Source organism: Cobetia sp. SIMBA_158, assembly GCF_046566945.1.
GTDB classification, from domain to species: Bacteria; Pseudomonadota; Gammaproteobacteria; order Pseudomonadales; family Halomonadaceae; genus Cobetia; species Cobetia amphilecti.
In genome coordinates, this window is the sequence record NZ_JAWJYL010000016.1 from 60046 (window position 1) to 78397 (window position 18352).

Annotated in this window: 13 protein-coding genes; 8 read left to right on the forward strand and 5 right to left on the reverse strand. The window is 63.7% G+C overall.

Features of this window, described 5'->3' with window-relative positions:
• Positions 1-95: 95 nt before the first annotated feature.
• The gene (locus R2R70_RS17365; protein WP_410978599.1) at positions 96-1106 is read right to left on the reverse strand and encodes a LysR substrate-binding domain-containing protein; all 1011 of its coding nucleotides are present in this window, start codon (positions 1104-1106) and stop codon (positions 96-98) included.
• A 258-nt stretch (positions 1107-1364) separates the two neighbouring features.
• Here R2R70_RS17365 and R2R70_RS17370 point away from each other — a divergent pair, with 258 nt between their 5' ends.
• From R2R70_RS17370 to R2R70_RS17395, 6 genes are all read left to right on the forward strand, one after another.
• Complete coding sequence (locus R2R70_RS17370) at positions 1365-2747, forward strand: L-serine ammonia-lyase (protein ID WP_043334655.1); 1383 nt, start codon at positions 1365-1367, stop codon at positions 2745-2747.
• A 601-nt stretch (positions 2748-3348) separates the two neighbouring features.
• A complete protein-coding gene (locus R2R70_RS17375; protein WP_339926613.1) occupies positions 3349-4182 on the forward strand; it encodes an ABC transporter ATP-binding protein in 834 nt (277 codons plus the stop codon).
• Positions 4179-4970 (forward strand): ABC transporter ATP-binding protein, encoded by a 792-nt coding sequence (locus R2R70_RS17380; protein WP_339926612.1) that lies wholly within the window; start codon positions 4179-4181, stop codon positions 4968-4970. Before R2R70_RS17375 ends, R2R70_RS17380 begins: the two co-directional genes overlap by 4 nt.
• 273 nt (positions 4971-5243) lie before the next feature.
• Positions 5244-6425 (forward strand): ABC transporter substrate-binding protein, encoded by a 1182-nt coding sequence (locus R2R70_RS17385; RefSeq protein WP_339926637.1) that lies wholly within the window; start codon positions 5244-5246, stop codon positions 6423-6425.
• A gap of 107 nt (positions 6426-6532) precedes the next feature.
• Positions 6533-7420, forward strand: coding sequence for a branched-chain amino acid ABC transporter permease (locus R2R70_RS17390; RefSeq protein ID WP_225347307.1), 888 nt, complete (start codon positions 6533-6535; stop codon positions 7418-7420).
• Between the two features lie 73 nt (positions 7421-7493).
• A complete protein-coding gene (locus R2R70_RS17395) occupies positions 7494-8423 on the forward strand; it encodes an ABC transporter permease subunit (RefSeq protein WP_205741778.1) in 930 nt (309 codons plus the stop codon).
• 492 nt (positions 8424-8915) lie between these two features.
• Here R2R70_RS17395 and nirD read toward each other — a convergent pair whose 3' ends face one another.
• From nirD to R2R70_RS17410, 3 genes are read right to left on the reverse strand one after another with little or no spacing between them, the layout of a single operon-like run.
• Positions 8916-9359 (reverse strand): nitrite reductase small subunit NirD, encoded by a 444-nt coding sequence (nirD, locus tag R2R70_RS17400; RefSeq protein ID WP_131432737.1) that lies wholly within the window; start codon positions 9357-9359, stop codon positions 8916-8918.
• Positions 9356-12013 (reverse strand): nitrite reductase large subunit NirB, encoded by a 2658-nt coding sequence (gene nirB / locus R2R70_RS17405; protein WP_410978600.1) that lies wholly within the window; start codon positions 12011-12013, stop codon positions 9356-9358. Before nirB ends, nirD begins: the two co-directional genes overlap by 4 nt.
• Positions 12010-13443, reverse strand: coding sequence for an NAD(P)/FAD-dependent oxidoreductase (locus R2R70_RS17410; RefSeq protein WP_410978601.1), 1434 nt, complete (start codon positions 13441-13443; stop codon positions 12010-12012). The genes nirB and R2R70_RS17410 overlap by 4 nt, the downstream gene beginning before the upstream one ends.
• 841 nt (positions 13444-14284) lie before the next feature.
• Between R2R70_RS17410 and R2R70_RS17415 the strand changes: the two genes are divergently transcribed.
• Together R2R70_RS17415 and cobA are read left to right on the forward strand one after the other, a co-directional pair.
• On the forward strand, positions 14285-17149 hold the full coding sequence (locus R2R70_RS17415; protein ID WP_410978602.1) for a molybdopterin-dependent oxidoreductase: 2865 nt from the start codon (positions 14285-14287) through the stop codon (positions 17147-17149).
• Positions 17118-18104 (forward strand): uroporphyrinogen-III C-methyltransferase, encoded by a 987-nt coding sequence (gene cobA / locus R2R70_RS17420; protein WP_410978603.1) that lies wholly within the window; start codon positions 17118-17120, stop codon positions 18102-18104. The genes R2R70_RS17415 and cobA overlap by 32 nt, the downstream gene beginning before the upstream one ends.
• On the opposite strand, the gene R2R70_RS17425 is transcribed toward cobA, so the two are convergent.
• Positions 18065-18352: hypothetical protein (locus tag R2R70_RS17425; RefSeq protein ID WP_410978604.1), on the reverse strand; the 288-nt coding region annotated here is incomplete at its 5' end. The genes cobA and R2R70_RS17425 overlap by 40 nt on opposite strands.

An 18352-nucleotide genomic window follows, 5' to 3' on the forward strand; every position in this document is an offset into this window, starting at 1 on the left:
CATTATAACGATGCAAAGGTGCTCAGTTAATATTCTGGTAAGAAAACTGTGAGATTCCATTTCAGCATCGATGTTGCGCCGAGCGGAAATGTTCGTCAGCTCTGACGTAACCGATCCCGCTCGGCTTCCTCGACGATCCAGTCATGCACGGCCTGGATGCGGCCATCATCGAGGGTGCCGTGGGGATGGACGATGACGTAGCGCTTGCCGGTCAGTACCCGCTGCGCGAAGGGCGCGATCAGCGTGCCGCGCGACAGCTCGTCGGTGATCAGCGTGCGTCTTGCCATCGCGACTCCCATGCCGGAGATGGCAGCCTCCATCGACAGGTGGTTGCGGTTGAAGGTATAGCCACGCTGAACGTTGATCTCGGGCGCGCCGATGCTGGCCAGATAGAATTCCCACTCGGCGTGGTCGTGACTGCCGCGCCAGGCGGTGATGTCGTGCAGCAGCGGATACCAGGCGAGGTCCTCTGCGCTGCGCAGCGGCGGGCGGCCGCGCATCAGGCCGGGATGGCAGACGGGGAAGATCTCCTCCTCCATCAGGTCGGTGACCTGCATGCCCGGGTAGTGGCCGTCGTTGAGGTCGACTGCCAGCTCGAAATCGCCCTCGCGCAGCGGCGAGTCACTGTCCTCGGCGCGCACGTGCAGCTCGATATCCGGAAAGCGTGCCTGCAGGCGCGGCAGTCGGGGCGCCAGCCATTTGGAGAGAAATGACGGCACCGAACGCAACCTGAGCACACCGCTCATCAAGCCGCTGCGCAGCCGTTTGACCTCCAGCCCCACCGCGCTATAGGACTGCTCCACCACACGCGCCAGTCGCGCGCCTTCCCCTGTCAGCTCGAGTCCACGTGAACGACGCAGAAACAGCTTGAAGCCCAGCCGCTCCTCCAGCTGCTTGATCTGCTGACTCACCGCGCCGGTGGTGACGTGCAGTTCTTCTGCCGCACGCGTGAAGGAGCCATGACGTGCGGCGCAGGCGAATACCTGCAGCCAGGCATGGGTCTGACCATTCAGGTGGCGCAGGCTCGGTGTGGTGGCGGGCGTGCCGGTCGCCGTCGGCGGCACGACGGGGCCAGTACCAGGCGTGTTGTCGAGGGAAGACGTCATGGGCGGGTCTCATGCAAGCGCTGGAGGCAGATAGTGAGGGAGAAGCCGCGATGGCTAGATGGCGGTGGTAGCTAAAGGCATCAGGGCACAAGGTGGCGCGAAGAGCATAGTTTACGCCGTTTTTGATGCATAGGGTTTAGTCAGGCTAAACCCACGACCAATTTTTATGGTTTGTCGCGTCCCGCCCCCATCCATCATCATTGCCTCATCCACTGGCAGGCGCTCAGGCGCGGCGAGTTTCCGAGATGAGGTGTTGTCATGTCCATCAGTGTATTTGATCTCTTCAAGGTCGGTGTCGGCCCCTCCAGCTCGCACACCGTCGGCCCGATGCGTGCTGCCGCGCAGTTCGTCGAGACCCTGCGCTCGCGTGACCAGCTGGAGCGCGTGGCGCGCATCGAGGTGCAATTGCATGGTTCGCTGTCTGCCACCGGCGTAGGCCATGGCACCGACAAGGCGACCATCCTCGGCCTGATGGGCGAGCTGCCGGAAACGATCGACCCAGCGATCATCGACCCCTGCATCGAAGAGCTTCTGGAGTCCCAGACACTGCTGCTCGATAACCGCATCGCGGTGCCCTTCGTGTGGGTGCGTGACATGCAGTGGCACGATGCGCCGCTGCCGTATCACCCCAATGCCATGCGTCTGATCGCCTACGGCCATCGCGATGAGCTGTATCGCAATGTCTATTACTCGGTGGGCGGCGGTTTCGTGGTCGACGAAGTCGAGGCCGCGCGTGACCCGCTGCTGGAAGACGAAAGCCTGCGTCTGCCGTACGAATTCAACACCGCCAATGAACTGCTGGCGCTGTGTCGCATGCACAAGATGCGCATCAGCGAGCTGATGATGGCCAACGAATGTGCGCTGCGCAGTGAGACCCAGGTGCGTCGTGGGCTATGGCGCATCTGGGAAGTGATGAACGAGTGCATCGACAACGGCCTGACGCATGAAGGCGTGCTGCCCGGCGGGCTCAACGTCAAGCGCCGTGCCAAGCGTCTGCATGCACGTCTGCTGGATGTGGAATCCAGCAAGTCGATCATCACCTCGACCTTCTCGGCGATGGACTGGGTCAACCTGTTCGCGCTGGCGGTCAATGAAGAGAACGCGGCCGGCGGCCGCATGGTGACGGCGCCGACCAATGGCGCGGCCGGCATCATTCCGGCGGTGCTCAGCTATTACATGAAATTCCAGGAAGATGCTCGCGAGGAGGACGTAGTCGATTTCCTGCTCACGGCAGCCTCGGTGGGCATCCTGTGCAAGAAGAACGCCTCCATCTCCGGCGCGGAAGTCGGCTGTCAGGGCGAGGTGGGCTCCGCCTGCGCCATGGCGGCTGCCGGGCTTGCCGAGCTGATGGGCGCGACGCCGGAGCAGGTCGAGAACGCGGCGGAAATCGGTCTCGAACACAACCTGGGGCTGACCTGTGACCCGATCGGCGGCCTGGTGCAGATTCCCTGCATCGAGCGCAATGCGATTGCCTCGGTCAAGGCGATCAATGCCGCCCAGATGGCGATGTGCGGCGATGGCGATCACTTCGTCTCGCTGGACAAGGCGATCCGCACCATGCGTGACACCGGTCGCGACATGCAGGACAAGTACAAGGAGACCTCCAAGGGCGGTCTCGCGGTCAACGCCATCGAATGCTGATACGACAGCTAGCCACTGGCAGGATCCGTGACCTGGACTGGATTGAGTCTGCGCGATGTGAACCTGTGTGATGTGAGCCTGAGTCGAACTGCCATGACTTTCCGCCGGAGGCCTGCCGCCTCCGGCCAAACCCGTTGTCTCTTGTCAGGTACATGATCTCCGGCCAGAGGTCATGATCTCGGCAACCCTCGTTGACGCCTCTTCGGCGCGGTATTCCGCGACGGACAGGCGTCTTTTTTATGGCGGAAATAGCGCTCATCTCGACGGTTCGGCTCGGTTTGGTAGGGGGATCTGCCAGCCTCGAGATGTCTCGGGAGGGCTGCGTTGTAAAGAAGTTGCTGATATATCGGCTATTGGTCGAGTGAGCGCGCTTGCCGCTGGCAGCGCGCCTCTCGCTATTCTAGTTTACGTTAACGTCAGTTGCGCCGTTCGCAACGATGGAGCGCAACGATGGAGCGTATCGAGGGCCTGTCGATGGCGCCTGTTGATGCTGCGTGTCGATGACGAGCCGCGATGTTGCGGGCATCCGCGCTGACGAACTGCCCTCATGTCTCTTGGAAGACACAGACCACCGGCTTGCCGGTCAGGACGGAGTACTGACATGCCATCACCGCCCATTCAGGGGCCGCGTGCCAGCGGGGGCGCATCAGCGACAGCCCCGATTCTCGAGACGCGTGGCTTGAGCAAGGATTTTCGGGGTTTCACGGCCGTCGATGACGTCAATCTCCAGGTGCAGGAAGGGCATATCCATGCCCTCATCGGCCCCAATGGCGCCGGCAAGACGACAGTCTTCAATCTGCTGACGCGCTTTCTACCGGCTACCCGCGGCGAGATTCTCTATCGCGGCAAATCCATCACTCGCATGAAGTCGCATGAGATCGCGCGCCTGGGGTTGGTGCGCTCCTTCCAGATATCGGCAGTGTTTTCCCAGATGACGGTGCTCGAGAACGTGCGGGTCGCCCTGCAACGCCCCCAGGGCACCTCGTTTCATTTCTGGAAGCCGGAACGCAGCCTCGACAGCCTGAACGAGCAGGCATTGCATCTGCTGGAGCAGGTAGGGCTGCGCGATGACGCTCGCCGTGTGACCGCCAGTCTGCCCTATGGCCGCAAGCGCGCGCTGGAGCTGGCGACCACGCTGGCGCTTGAGCCCACGGTGATGCTGCTGGACGAGCCGACCCAGGGCATGGGCGCCGAGGATGTGGACCGCGTGGTCGAGCTGATTCGTGTCGCGGCGCGGGGCCGAACGGTGCTGATGGTCGAGCACAATCTGAGCGTGGTCAGCCGTCTGTGCGATCGCATCAGCGTGCTGGCGCGCGGCCGGGTGCTGGCGGAAGGCGACTACGCCAGCGTCTCGGCCAATCCCGAGGTTCGTGAAGCGTATCTGGGCAGTGAAGCGCCCGAGTCCACGGCGGATGAGCACAAGGAGGTTTCATGACGGTGGTTATGGAGCAGGCGACGGACAGGCAAGCCTCGGCGGCCGACTCGCCGCTTGGGGAAGAGCAGCTCTGCCTGCGCGAGCTGAATGCCTGGTATGGCGAGTCCCATGTGCTGCATGGCGTCAACATGACGGTGCGGCGCGGCGAACTGGTGACCTTGCTGGGGCGCAACGGGGCCGGACGCAGCAGTACGCTGCGCGCGATCATGAACATGGTCGGCCGGCGCAGCGGCGACATCCTCATCAAGGGGCAGGACAGCATGGGGTTGGCGCCGCATCGCATCGCCCATCTCGGTGTCGGCTTCTGCCCCGAGGAGCGCGGCATCTTCGCCAGCCTGAGCGTCGAGGAGAACCTGCTGCTGCCACCGCTGGTCAAGAGCACAGGACATGACCAGGGCCGGAGCCAGGGCCAAGGCATGTCGCTGGATGAGCTCTATGCGCTGTTCCCCAATCTGCATGAGCGGCGCACCAGTCAGGGCACGCGCCTCTCCGGTGGCGAGCAGCAGATGCTGGCGCTGGCGCGCATCCTGCGCACCGGGGCGGACCTGCTGCTGCTGGATGAGATCACCGAGGGTCTGGCGCCGGTCATCAACCAGAAGCTGGCCGAAGTGCTGATGATGCTGAAGGCGCGCGGCATGACCATCGTGCTGGTGGAGCAGAACTTCCGCTTTGCCGCACCGCTGGCCGACCGTCATTACCTGATGGAGCACGGCACCATTCTGGAAGAGATCAGCGCGGCCGAGTTACCGGCTCGCCACGAATATCTGCACAAGGTACTGGGGGTCTGAGCTCCCGCTCGAGCTGAGCTGAGCTGCACTGCACAGAGCTGGCCGCCATGCACAGCCTTGCACTCGCCAATCTGAAGTCCGTACGTCTCGCCACAACAATCACAATATTGCCGGGTAATCCGGTCTGGAGATGTCATGCACGCCACCGCTTCATCCAACGCCACTGCTACATCCAACGCCACCGTTTCATGCAACACCACTCCTGGCGCATCACCGTTGTCACGCCGCATCACGGCGGCCACACGCCGGCGCCTGTTGCCGCTGTCCGCGCTCATGATGGGGTCACTGCTGTCGGCGGGAATCGCGCAGGCCGATATCAGCGACGGCGTGATCAAGATCGGCTATCTGGCCGACATGTCGGGCACCTATCGTGACCTGGCAGGCCCAGGCGGCCTCGATGCGCTCAAGATGGCCGTCGAGGACTTCGGCGGCAGCGTCAACGGCATGCCGATCGAGGTATTGAGTGCCGATGACCGCAACAGCGCCGATGTCGGCGCCAATACGGTGCGCGGCTGGATCGATCAGCAGAATGTCGACATGGTCGCCGGGCTGGTGGCCTCATCGGTGAGCATCGCGGTGACGCGGATTCTCGCCGAACAGGACACGCTGGGTATCGTTTCCGGCTCGGCGGCTTCCAGCATCACCAATGAGCATTGCACGCCCAATCATGTCCACTGGGTGTATGACACCTATCCGCTGGCGCACGGCACGGCCAAGGCGATCGTCGATGAAGGCGGCGACAGCTGGTTCCTTTTGACCGCGGATTACGCCTTCGGTCATGCCCTGGAAGGCGATGTGGAAAAGGTGGTGAACGAGAACGGCGGCACCCTCGTCGGCAAGGTACGCCATCCGTTCCCGACCAGTGATTTCTCCTCCTACATCCTGCAGGCGCAGGGTTCCGGGGCCAAGATCGTCGGGCTGGCCAATGCCGGGTCGGACACCGTCAATGCGCTGACCACGGCGAGCCAGTTCGGCGTGGTGCAGGCCGGGCAGTCGCTGGCGGGGCTGCTGATCTTCCTCAATGACGTGCATGCCCTGGGGCTTGAGGTGGCGCAGGGGCTGCAGCTCACCACCGGCTGGTACTGGGACCTCAATGACGAGACACGTGCCTGGTCCCAGCGCTATCACGAGCGCAATGAGCGCATGCCGACCATGGTGCAGGCCGGTATCTACTCCAGCACCCTGCATTACCTGAATGCGGTCGCGGCCACCGGCAGCGATGACACCGCCACCGTGCGCGCCAGAATGGGTGAGATGCCGGTCAACGACATGTTCGCCAACAACGGCACCATCCGTGCCGATGGGCGCATGGTGCACGACATGTATCTGGTCAAGGTCAAGGCGCCCTCCGAGTCCCAAGGCGAGTGGGATGTCTATGACGTGATCCGCACCATTCCCGGCGCTGAAGCCTACCGACCGCTGGCGGACAGCCAGTGCGAGCTGGTCAAGGGCTGAAGCCGAACGTCAGTCGAGTCGCTGAGGCGTATGGCATGGCGCTGCCGGTCGGATGATCGGCAGTGCCGAGCGGCTGACGCGAATGGGCGCTGAAAAGGAATGTGCGGATGACCATGATTTTTGGAATACCCCTGATGGTGCTGTTCGGTCAGCTGATGCTGGGGCTGATCAACGGTGCCTTCTATGCATTGCTGAGCCTGGGGCTGGCGGTGATCTTCGGTCTGTTGCGCATCATCAACTTCGCGCATGGTGCCCAGTACATGCTGGGCGCCTTCGCGGCGCTGCTGGGAGCGCAATATCTGGGGCTCAACTACTGGGCGGCGCTGATCGTGGTGCCGCTGGTAGTGGGTGCCCTGGGCATCGTGGTCGAGCGTCTGCTGCTGCGGCGCATCCAGCATCTTGATCACCTCTATGGCCTGTTGCTGACCTTCGGGCTGGCGCTGATCTTCGAGGGCACGCTGGTGAATCTGTTCGGTGTCTCGGGGTCGAGCTATCCGATCCCCGAGGCGCTGAGTGGCGGCTTCAAGCTGAGCTTCATGTTCCTGCCCACCTACCGCGCCTGGGTGCTGGTGGCGGCGTTGGTGGTCTGCTTCGGAGTCTGGTTCCTGATCGAGCGCACGCGCCTCGGTGCCTATCTGCGCGCGGGAACCGAGAACCCGGAGCTGGTGCAGGCCTTCGGCATCAATGTGCCCTTGATGGTGTCGCTGACCTACGGACTCGGTGTGGCGCTTGCCGCCTTCGCCGGCGTGCTGGCCGCGCCCCTGTATCCCGTCTCGCCGACCATGGGCTCGAGCCTGCTGATCGTGGTGTTCGCGGTGGTGGTCATCGGCGGGATGGGCTCGATTCTCGGCGCCATTCTTACCGGGCTCGCGATGGGGTTGATCGAGGGGCTGACCAAGGTGTTCTATCCCGAGGCCGCCAATACGGTGATCTTCGTGGTGATGGTGATGGTGTTGATGCTTCGCCCTGCCGGGCTGTTCGGAAAGGAGGCCTGACATGGCCGTACTGCAACAGGATCACCAGGCCGCGCGTGCAGGCAGCGCGCCGCGCAGAATCACCCCGCTGGGCATGCTGTATCTCGTGCTGTTCCTGCTCGGGTTGCTGGCACCCTGGGTTGCCTATCCCGTCTTTCTGATGAAGATTCTGTGCTTTGCGCTGTTCGCCAGCGCCTTCAATCTGCTGCTCGGGTTCGTGGGACTGCTGTCCTTCGGGCACGCCGCCTTCCTGGCCACGGGCGCCTATATCACCGGCTTCTTGCTCGCGGAATACCCGGGCCTGAGTCCGGCACTGGGCATCGTGGCCGGTACGCTCGGCGCGGTAGTGCTGGGGACGCTGTTCGGGGCGCTGGCCATCCGGCGACAGGGCATCTACTTCGCGATGATCACGCTGGCCCTGGCCCAGATGATGTTCTTCTTCTTCATCCAGGCGCCGTTCACCCACGGGGAAGATGGCCTGCATGGCGTGCCGCGCGGTGAGCTGTTCGGCGTGTTCGATCTGGCGAACAACCACACCCTCTATTACTTCGTGTTCGCGATCTTCGTGGCGGCCTTTGCCCTGATCCGGCGCGTGGTGCATTCCCCCTTCGGTCAGGTGCTGAAGGCCATCCGCGAGAATGAACCGCGCGCCATCTCGCTGGGCTATCACACCGATGCCTACAAGCTGGTGGCCTTCGTGCTGTCGGCGGGGCTGGCAGGCCTGGCGGGAGCGACCAAGACGCTGGTGTTCCAGCTCGCCTCGCTGGGTGATGCCAGCTGGCACATGTCGGGGGAGGTGATCCTGATGACATTGCTGGGCGGCGTCGGCACGCTGCTCGGACCACTGGTGGGCTCCGGGCTGGTCATCGGGCTGCAGCACCAGTTGGCGCAATCCGCGCTGGGGGATTGGGTCAGCGTGATTCTGGGCGCCATCTTCGTGGTCTGCGTGCTCAGCTTCCGCAGCGGCATCATCGGGGAATGTCAGCGCTGGATCGCGCGTCGTCAGCAGCGGGAAGATAAATGAGTGGCGAGGCGGCGAGAAGGAAAAGCGAGAAGCACGAAGGGATATCAGCAAGACAGAGTGAGCGGCCCATCGTGCTCTGATGCAAAGAAAATCAATGGCTTGCCGATGACTTCAGACATAAAAAAAGTCCACCCCAAATAGGGTGGACTTAAATGCCATTGTATATCGAGGGGGATACGCCGGTCCCGGATCCTCGACTCAGCAATGAGCACGCCATGCGAGATAGCCGCCATTTGCCATCTCGCTGTATAGATTGCATGCCCGATGCCAGCTTTTTGGTATTCTCAATAAAAACAATGGCTTGAGATATTGATGCCTGTTTGTGGGCTGCCAGGTGCCGGTCAGATGACTCGAGGCGTGCGCGCTGTTGGGCGATTCATGGTGCGTTGCAGCATGGCTGTGCACCAAATGCGTGCCGTTTTTCGAGCATATGCGTACGTCATCAATAACTTATGTGGCTTGCGGGTGTGGCTAGCAGGCATCGTCTGCCCGCTAGCACTGTATCTGTACCTCGCCGCCTGCCAGACGCACTGGCCACACCATCAATGCGAGTGTGTCGTCGTCCAGGCATTGGCCATCACTGAGTCGATAGCGCTGCTTGTAGAGTGGCGAGATCACCAGCGGCTCTCCGGCGTGATCGCCCAGCAGGCCACGGGCAATCACGTTGGCGCCTGACACCGGGTCATGATGGTCGATGGCGAACAGCGTGAGGTCGTCGCTATCGGCTGTGGCCGGCAGCGCGAACAGGGCGATCTGGCGGGCGTGGCCGTCCGCCTCAAGCCAGGCGGCCACGCCGGAGCCCGGCACCAGGTCCTCGCGCTGGCAGAGTGTCACCCAGCGTAGCGGCGTCTGTGCCGCGGCAGAGGTATCCTGTGTTGCAGAGGACGAGCTGGAGAGCGGATCGGTAGATGTCGTGGCGAGTGCAGGCGATGTCATGAGCGTACCTCCGTGGCCAGGTGAGTCGTTGACTGAGGTTGATGTTCTGCCACTGCTTCGCGGGCGCCACCGTCGCTGATGATCAGGTTGCCACTGGCCAGTTCATCGCGGCTGGCGGGGCGAATCTGGTCACGCTCGACGATATTGACCACGTCAGGGTCGGGACGCTGGTCATTCACATAGCTGCGGAAACGCTTGAGTTTCTCGGGGCTCTTGAGCGCATTGGCCCATTCGCATTCGTAGCGGTCCACCACCTGCTGCATCTGCTCTTCGAGGGTCTCGCCGAGCCCCAGGCTGTCCTCGAGAATCACCTCTTTCAGATAGTCGAGGCCGCCCTCGAGGCCCTCGCGCCAGACGGAGGTGCGCTGCAGGCGGTCGGCGGTACGGATGTAGAACATCAGGAAGCGGTCGATGGTGCGGATCAGGCTCTCGTCATCCAGGTCGGTCGCGAACAGCTCGGCATGACGCGGGCGCATGCCGCCGTTGCCGCAGACGTAGAGGTTCCAGCCGTTCTCGGTGGCGATCACGCCGACATCCTTGCTCTGGGCCTCGGCGCATTCACGGGTACAGCCAGAGACGGCAAACTTGAGCTTGTGAGGTGAACGCAGGCCCTTGTAACGGTCTTCCAGTGTCAGCGCCATCGCCATGCTGTCCTGCACGCCATAGCGACACCAGGTGCTGCCGATGCAGGATTTCACCGTGCGGGTGGACTTGCCGTAGGCGTGGCCGGTCTCGAAGCCGGCGGCGATCAGCTCGCTCCAGATGTCCGGCAGTTCATGCAGCTGGGCACCGAAGAGGTCGATGCGCTGACCGCCGGTGATCTTCGTATAGAGGTTGTAGCGCTTGCCGATCTCGCCGATGGCGATCAGCTTGTCCGGCGTGATCTCGCCGCCGGGGATGCGCGGCACCACGGAATAGGTGCCGTTCTTCTGCATGTTGGCCATGAAGGTGTCGTTGGTGTCCTGCAGCGGAATGTGCGAGGACTCGGTGATCGGCGCGTTCCAGCACGAGGCCAGAATCGAGCCCACCGCCGGCTTGCAGATCTCGCAGCCCAGGGCATCCGGATGGCGGCCGTGGCTGGCCATCAGCTCGGCGAAGGTCTCGATGCCTTCGACGCGCACCAGCGAGTAGAGCTCCTGACGCGTGTGCGCGAAGTGCTCGCACAGTGAGCGATCGACCTCGACGCCACGACTTTCCAGCTCGGCATCCACCACCTTCTTGAGCAGCGCCGCACAGCCTCCGCAACCGGTGCTGGCCTTGGTGCAGGCCTTGATGGCGCCCAGGTCACTGTTGCCGGCATCGATGGCGCTGCAGACATCGGCCTTGGAGACGTTGTGGCAGGAGCACAGCGTGGCGCTGTCGGGCAGGGCATCCGCGCCCAGCGTGATGGCTTCGCCACTGGCATCCGGCAGGATGAGTGCCGCCGGGTTCTTGGGCGCCGCGATGCCATTGGTGACGTACTGCAGCAGGGTGTCGTAGCGCGAGTTGTCGCCGATCAGCACCGCGCCCAGCACCTGCTTGCGGTCCTGCGAGACGATCAGGCGGCGATAGACGCCGTCGGCCTCGTCACAGTAGCGATAGCTGATCGCGGCCTCGGTCTTGCCGTGGGCGTCACCGATGGAACCGACATCCACGCCCAGCAGCTTGAGCTTGGTGGACATGTCGGCGCCCTGGAAGCGGAAGCTCTCCTGAGAGGCGCTTGCCGCATCACCAGCGCTGGCAGCCAGCAGGGACGCCACGCCGCGGGCCATCTGATAGCCCGGCGCGACCAGCCCGAAGATGCGCGATTGCCACAGAGCGCACTCGCCGATGGCGAAGATTTCCGGGTCCGAGGTGCGGCATTCGTCATCGATGATGATGCCGCCGCGCTCGCCGATCTCGAGGCTGGCGCTGCGTGCCAGCGCGTCCTGAGGACGGATGCCGGCGGAGAACACGATCAGGTCGGTCTCCAGATACTCGCCATCGGAGAAGTTCATCCGCCACTGATGGTGCTCGCCGGGCACGATGTCGGTGGTGGCGCGATTGAGGTGCACCCCCACGCCCAGCGCAGTGATGTGTTGCTTGAGCGCAAGGCCGCCATCCTCATCCAGCTGCACCGGCATCAGACGTGGCGCGAATTCGACGACATGCGCTTCCAGGCCGAGTGACTTGAGGGCATTGGCGGCCTCCAGTCCCAGCAGGCCACCGCCGACCACCACGCCGTGTGTCTTGCCATCGGCGGCAGCGCGAATCTGATCAAGATCCTCCAGGGTGCGGTAGACCAGACGATTGCTGGCAGCGGCCTCGCTTCCCGGCTCACCGAGGCCCTGGATGGGCGGCACGAAGGGGGTCGAGCCGGTCGCCAGCACCAGGCTGTCGTAGGGGTAGCGCCCGCGCGTGGTGATGACATGGCCGCCATCGCGGTCGATGGCGGTGACGCACTCGTCGAGGTGCAGGGTGACGCCCGCCTTGCGGTAGTCGTCGGCGGTGCCGAGCGCGAGAGATTCGGCATCACGACCGGTGAAATACTCCGAGAGATGCACGCGGTCGTAGGCGATGTGGCGTTCTTCGCCGAAGACATGAATCTGGTAGTGCGCGGTGGCACCCAGTGCGATCAGCTGCTCGACGCAGTGATGGCCAACCATGCCATTGCCGATGATGATCAGGTGTTTCATGCGGCCTCCTCGAAGGTGTCAGGGGTGTTGTCGGTCTTGTCTGTGGTGTCGCGATCACGATGCTGGTCTGTCATGTCTTGAGTGCCCGGCTTGCCGCTGGGGTCATCGGGCGCCGTCGGCGGGCCGTCCTGGGTCAGTCCTGCCAGGGCTTCTGCCGGCATCAGCAGGAGGTCTTCGCGAATCCGGGCCAGTGGCGTGCCGGCCTTGAGCGCTTCGAACAGGGCGTTGCCGGCACTGACGTCGCCGTAGAGCACCACGCCGACCAGGCGCTCCTCGCGCAGCAGCAGTCGGCGGTAGTCGCCCAGGGCGTGGTCCTGATAGACCAGCACCTCGTCATTCGGCTGGGGGGCAAGCTCGCCGCAGCTGTAAAGGTCGATGCCGCTGACCTTCAGACGCGTCGCCAGTGGCGCATTGCGATAGGGCGGAGTCGGTTGCGCGAGAAGCTGGCGGGCGAGCACTTCGATCTGCGCCCAGATGGGCTCGATCAGGCCGAAGGTCTCGCCAGCCACCTCACAGCATTCGCCCAGCGCGTGAATGTGCGGATCGCTCGTGAGCAGGTGGCCATCGACCTGGATGGCGCGCTGACAGGCCAGCCCCGCAGCACGCGCAAGCTCGATTTCGGGGCGGATGCCGGTGGCGGCGATGGTCAGTCCGGCGCGCAGTTCGCGGCCATCCGTGAGGCGTACGCCGGTGATACGGCCCGCCGGGGACTCGAGCCACTCTTCGAGGTGCGCGCCAGTGATGATGTCGAGGCCACGCTCGCGAAGTTCCTGCTCCAGCAGTTCGGCCGCGACCTGATCCAGCTGACGGTTCATCAGGCGCTCGCTGCGCTGCAGCAGCGTCACCTCAAGGCCACCCTTGCGCAGGCCCTCGGCGGCCTCGAGCCCGAGCAGCCCGCCACCGATGACCAGTGCGCCGGCGCCCTCCTGCCGTCCGGCAAGACAGGCGGCCTGCATCTGCTCGACATCCTTCAGATCGCGAAAGCCCATCAGTCCCGGCGGCCAGTCATTGGCGGACGACGTCTCTGGCAGGTGAGCGGGCAGAGGCAGGGGTAACGCCGGGCGTGAGCCGGTCGCGATCACCAGCCGCTGATAGGGGGTGCGGCCACCGCTGGCGGTCTCGACACAGCGGGCGGCGCGATCGATCTGGCTGACGGGGTCGCCGCTGATCCGTGTGATGCCGTGCCGCGAGAACCAGTCGGCCTGCTGGCTTATCAGGCCTTCGGTTCGTGTCTCGCCGGCCAATAGCGGCGAGAGCTGAATGCGGTTGTAGGGGAGGTGGGGCTCCTCACCGATCACCGTGACCGGCCAGGGAAGCTGCTGATCAGGGCTCAGCGAGACCAGCTGCTCCAAAAGCTTCTGCGCCGCCATGCCGTGGCCGATGATGATCAGTGCTGGCGTAGGCTCGCGGGTGGTAGATGACGGATGCATTCTGCCTCCTTGCGCTGACGTTCTGGACGCATAAAAAAAGCGCCTGCTTGCCGCCGTGATGATCACGACGTCAAGCAGGCGCCTTTGCCTGGAAGATGAGGGCTAAGCATTGGATAGCGAGTTGCAGCGTCAGGTGACGATGTCGCTGTCACCCGCAACTGCGGCAGGTCTGGCGGACCGTTGGCTGCTGCATGTCACTCATCGGAGTGATGCGCTGCGAGACCTGCGATTCGGGGTCGTCATTGACCCAACCTGCCGATACTCAGGCGAATTCGGTGCCGCTTCAGAGAAAGTCGCTATTTTTCATTCACTTGCAGTTGAAGAGGCTCGAGGCGCTGTCCTGCCATGGCAGAGTCGGTCGCGGTTGTGGGAGACATCAAGGCAGGGATTGGTGCAGTCGCATGCGCTGATGCACATGGCTGGTGCGTCAGCGGTGCCTGGCGCTGGCCGTCTCGCGCTGTTCGGCTCCTGCATCGGTAGCTTATGACAGCCAAGTTGTTGTTATTTCTGATGATTGGTCAGGGTTGGTCTGTTAAGTGCGTCTGTCAGGTCATTGGTGTGATACCTGATTGAGGGTTCGCGACTCGGCAAGCTTCACTGTTGCGAGACTCGCGAACCGGCCAACGGCGGCTCTTCAATCATGCACGCCATGTCGACGTCTCGAAGACGAGATTGCGCACCCATCGGCATGACGAGACCGTATCCACCATCAGTTTTCCTTGTCAGTCTGCAGGGCAGACCAGGACTGACAACGACAGGCAAAGGCGCCTGATGACCGCACATTACGTGGCGGGTCATCAGGCGCCTTTTTTCATGCTTACTGCACCAGGGAGTGATGTCGATGCAGGCCAGCAAGCCCCAGAGCACAAGTGAGTCTTCCCCCTGCAGCGCCTCGACGACCTGCCCGTATTGCGGTGTCGGGTGTGGCGTATCGCTTGAGCTGGAAACCCGGGTGCAGGAGGGCGGTGAGCTCAAGCGCAGGATCACCGCCATCAGCGGCGACAACGACCATCCGGCCAATTACGGGCGTCTGTGCGTCAAGGGGTCTGCGCTTGCCGAGACACTGTCACCCAGCGGCCGTCTGACGCGGCCTCAGATACGCGATGCCGCAGGCGTGCTGCGAGAGGTGAGCTGGGATACGGCGCTGGACCTGATCGCCGCTCGCTTCGGTGAGCTGCGCAGCACCCAGGGTGGGGACAGCATCGCCGCCTATCTGTCGGGGCAGCTGTTGACCGAGGACTATTACCTCGCCAACAAGCTGTTCAAGGGCTTCATCGGCACACCGCACCTGGATACCAATTCGCGGCTGTGCATGGCCTCGGCGGTCGTGGCGCACAAGCGTGCCTTCGGGGCAGACGCCGTGCCTTGCAGCTATGAGGATCTCGAGCGTGCCGAGCTGGTGGTGCTGGTCGGCAGCAATCTGGCCTGGAATCACCCGGTGCTGTTCCAGCGCCTCAAGCAGGCGCGTATCGACAATCCGCTGCTGCGTATCGTGGTGATCGACCCGCGGCTGACCGACAGCTGCGAGATCGCGGACCTGTATCTGGGCATTCGCCCCGGCAGCGATGCGCGCCTCTTCAATGGCTTGCTGGCCTATATGGCCGAGCGCGGACGCACCGATCGCCTCTATCTGGAGGCCCACACTCAGGGTTTCGATGCGGCGCTCAAGCAGGCGAAGCGTGACGACTGCTCGCTTTCCGCGATCGCGCGGGATTGCGATATCGATGTGGAGCGTCTCGAGACCTTCTATTACTGGTTCGCCACCCAGCTGCACGTGGTCACGCTGTTCTCCCAGGGCGTGAATCAATCGACCAGTGGCACCGACAAGGGCAATGCGATCATCAATTGCCATCTGGCAGGCGGCAAGATCGGGCTGCCGGGCGCGGGGCCGTTCTCCATCACAGGCCAGCCCAATGCGATGGGCGGTCGCGAAGTCGGTGGCCTGGCGAACCAGCTGGCGGCACATATGGATTACGACACGCCGGGTGCGCGGGCGCTGGTCAGCGAGTTCTGGCAGGCACCGAACCTGCCCGAGGGGCCTGGTCACAAGGCGGTCGAGCTGTTCGCGGCGCTGGGGCGTGGCGAGATCAAGGCGCTGTGGATCATGGCGACCAACCCGGCGGTGAGCCTGCCGGATAGCGCACGAGTGCGTGCGGCGCTGGCGGCCTGCCCACTAGTGATCGTCTCCGAGTGCATGGCCGACAGCGACACCCTGGCGTACGCCGATGTGGTGCTGCCGGCCAGCAGCTGGAGCGAGAAGGATGGCACCGTCACCAACTCCGAGCGCTGCATCTCGCGCCAGCGTGGCCTGCTGACTCCGCCGGGCGAGGCGCGTCATGACTGGTGGCAGCTGGCGGAGGTCGGCAAGCGCATGGGCTATCAGGAGGCTTTCGACTACTCGGGGCCCCACGCGATCTTCCGTGAGCACGCCCGCCTCTCGGGGTTTCGCAATTCTGCGCCGCGTCTCAAGGCCGGTCGCAAGCCAACGGCGACTTCCTCGGTCAAGCGGTTGTTCAACATCGCGCCGCTGGCGGAGCTGGATCGCGCGGGTTACGACGCGCTCAAGCCGATCCAGTGGCCGGTACGCCGCGGGGACAAGGGCGAGCTGATCGGCACGCCGCGCCTGTTCGAGGATGCCACCTTCAACACCCCCAATGGGCGCGCACGCCTGGTGCCCGTGGTGCCGCAATTGCCGCAACAGGCGCTGAGCGATGCGGCGCCGCTGCGCCTCAATACCGGGCGTATCCGTGATCAGTGGCACACCATGACGCGCACCGCGCGCAGTGCTCGCCTGATGAATCATCGTGCCGAGCCTTTCGTGGAGCTTCATCCGCAGGATGCGGCGGCTCGCGACTTGCAGGATGGCGGTCTCGCGCAGCTCAAGGGGCGTGATGAGCAGGGCGGGCTACGTGGGGATTATCGGGCTCGCGTCCGCATCAGCAGTGGTCAGCGTCGCGGGGAGGTGTTCATTCCGATGCACTGGAGCGACCACTTCGCGAGTCACGCTCGGGCCGGTGCGCTGCTGGCGGGGCTCGTCGATCCCTTCTCCGGACAGCCGGAATCCAAGCATGGCGCGGTCGAGGTCGAGTCATTGCCGTGCGAGTGGCAGGCCACCTTGTTGATTGCCCCCTCCATCCTGGCCGGGCGTGAGGATCTGGCGGATGCCGTGGCCCAGCTCGACGGGCGCTACTGGGCGCGTATTCCGCAATCGGCATTGGTGCGCTACCAGCTGGCAGGTCAGGGGCAGCCGGATTGGCAGCATTGGTGCGAAAGCCATCTGGGTGTCCCGGCGGGGCTCTGGGCACAGGACGCCGCCCAGGGCGGCATCAGCGCAGCGGGCTTTCGTGATGGGCGCCTTGTCTGGTGGCTGAAGGTGATGCCGGGTGACGCACACCTCGATCGCCAACCCAATATCGCCTGGCTGGGCGAGTGCTTCGCATCAGAGCAGCTCTCCGCGCATGAGCGGCGCAGCCTGCTGGCCGGCCGTCTCTCCGGGCAGGCGGATGTCGGGGCGATGGTCTGCGCCTGTCATCAGGTCGGCGAGCTGACCATTCGTCAGGCCATCCAGTCCGGTGACGGTTCCGTGGAAGCCCTGGGCGCGCGACTGGCCTGCGGCACTCGCTGCGGTTCCTGCCTGCCTGAACTCAAACGTCTTGTGGAAGAGGAGCGATCCGATGAGCGGACTGATTCGTTGGAAATGGCGTGACCTGATGTCGGTAACCAGCAGTGCAGAGTCTCTCGGGATTCTCATGGCGCGGCTGACCGACGGCCTGATGTCGCGGCGCGAGTGGAGTGGCGAGAATCGGCATGTGCCAGCGCGCAGCGATGCCAACGGGATTTCTCCCGCCTGGGAGGCGTTTCTTCCGGGCCAGGTCGCGCTGGTGGGCGCGGGGCCGGGGGATCCGGACCTGATGACGCTCAAGGCTTGGCGAATGCTGAATGCTGCGGATGCGGTGGTCTATGACCGCCTGGTCGGCGATGAGATTCTCGCTCAGCTACCGGTTCACTGTGAGCGCTATTACGTCGGCAAGGCCTGCGGCAATCATAGTGTGCCGCAGGACGAGATCGGTGCGCTGATGGTGCGCCTGGCAGGTGAGGGCATGCGAGTCGTGCGCCTCAAGGGCGGTGACCCCGGTGTCTTCGGCCGCATGGGGGAAGAGCTCGCGGCCCTCGATGATGCCGCCATCACGCGGCATATCGTGCCGGGCATCACCGCGGCTTCCGGTGCGGCCGCTGCCCTGGGGATGCCATTGACGGACAGGGCGCATGCACAGCGTCTGCGTTTCGTGACCGCTCAGCTCTGCAGCAAGAGTGAGCAGCCTGAATGGCAGCAGCTGGCGCGTCGCGATGAAACGCTTCTCTTCTATATGGGGCTCAATCGTCTCGAGGTGATCTGCGATGAGCTGCAGCGTCATGGACTTCCGGCGGACTGGCCGATGATGCTGGTCGCCAATGCCAGTCTTCCCGAGCAGCAGACTCTGCACGGCTCGCTCGGCAATATGGTGAGTCGTCTGGCCGAGCATCCATTGCCGACACCCTGCCTGATCATCGTGGGCAGTGTCTGCCAGATGGCGGCGGGGCGAGAGAGTGCGCTGGCCGATGCCGTCGCGCATGCAGCGGCTCACATGTCTTGCAAGGAAGCTTTTGAAGAAGCTTGTTGAGAGGGGGAGGTGCGCTTGATGGAGTGGTACTGAAAGCGCCGGTAAATGAGGTGGCTGTATAGAGGGCTCTTCATGTGGTGTTCTTCGAGATGTCGTCCTGATGGCGCTAGAGAAACGCATGGGCCGCTTTGCACTGTTTTGGACATTGCTGCCAAAAAGCCCTTGCCCTCACGGCGGTTCGTGCGTAAAGTACGCATCCGCTGCCGGGGACGCATGGCGTTGCCAGCGGTGAAAGAGGTTTGCAGGTG

Excerpts from the sequence above, each read along its gene's own strand:
- R2R70_RS17370 (WP_043334655.1), top strand. The coding sequence starts at position 1,365 with ATGTCCATCAGTGTATTTGATCTCTTCAAGGTCGGTGTCGGCCCCTCC.
- R2R70_RS17395 (WP_205741778.1), top strand. The coding sequence starts at position 7,494 with ATGCTGTATCTCGTGCTGTTCCTGCTCGGGTTGCTGGCACCCTGGGTT.
- R2R70_RS17365 (WP_410978599.1), bottom strand. The coding sequence starts at position 1,106 with ATGACGTCTTCCCTCGACAACACGCCTGGTACTGGCCCCGTCGTGCCG.
- nirB (WP_410978600.1), bottom strand. The coding sequence starts at position 12,013 with ATGAAACACCTGATCATCATCGGCAATGGCATGGTTGGCCATCACTGC.
- R2R70_RS17380 (WP_339926612.1), top strand. The coding sequence starts at position 4,179 with ATGACGGTGGTTATGGAGCAGGCGACGGACAGGCAAGCCTCGGCGGCC.
- R2R70_RS17415 (WP_410978602.1), top strand. The coding sequence starts at position 14,285 with ATGCAGGCCAGCAAGCCCCAGAGCACAAGTGAGTCTTCCCCCTGCAGC.
- R2R70_RS17385 (WP_339926637.1), top strand. The coding sequence starts at position 5,244 with ATGATGGGGTCACTGCTGTCGGCGGGAATCGCGCAGGCCGATATCAGC.
- R2R70_RS17375 (WP_339926613.1), top strand. The coding sequence starts at position 3,349 with ATGCCATCACCGCCCATTCAGGGGCCGCGTGCCAGCGGGGGCGCATCA.
- R2R70_RS17410 (WP_410978601.1), bottom strand. The coding sequence starts at position 13,443 with ATGCATCCGTCATCTACCACCCGCGAGCCTACGCCAGCACTGATCATC.
- nirD (WP_131432737.1), bottom strand. The coding sequence starts at position 9,359 with ATGACATCGCCTGCACTCGCCACGACATCTACCGATCCGCTCTCCAGC.
- cobA (WP_410978603.1), top strand. The coding sequence starts at position 17,118 with ATGAGCGGACTGATTCGTTGGAAATGGCGTGACCTGATGTCGGTAACC.
- R2R70_RS17390 (WP_225347307.1), top strand. The coding sequence starts at position 6,533 with ATGACCATGATTTTTGGAATACCCCTGATGGTGCTGTTCGGTCAGCTG.